This window comes from Clostridium pacaense, from assembly GCF_020709765.2.
Lineage (GTDB): Bacteria > Bacillota > Clostridia > Lachnospirales > Lachnospiraceae > Enterocloster > Enterocloster hominis.
The window spans coordinates 1-245 of record NZ_JAJFEB020000175.1 but is presented as its reverse complement, the minus strand read 5'-3'; the positions used below and the strand labels follow the sequence as shown (position 1 = coordinate 245).

Genomic DNA, 245 nt, shown 5'->3' with positions numbered 1-245 from the left:
TCACATATGATATTGAAACATTTGCATAGGTTGATGTTCTGGATGACATCGTCAATCACCAGGGACTTAGCCGCAAGGCCAATGGTGGAGAACAGCCCTGTCTCCGGCCCGAATATAAAGAAGGAGGAAGCCAAGGCAGCCACGTCCACCAGCATGAGGACGGTTCCGATACTAAGGCTGGTGTGCTTTGTTAATATCATGGCAATGATATCGGCCCCTACGCTGGACGCCCCGATATCAAACCG

At 50.6% G+C, this 245-nt stretch carries 1 protein-coding gene; it reads right to left on the bottom strand.

Going from position 1 to position 245, the window contains the following annotated elements:
• The coding region (locus tag LK536_RS58955; RefSeq protein ID WP_506092354.1) for a YitT family protein at window positions 1–245 on the bottom strand (245 nt) is incomplete at both ends.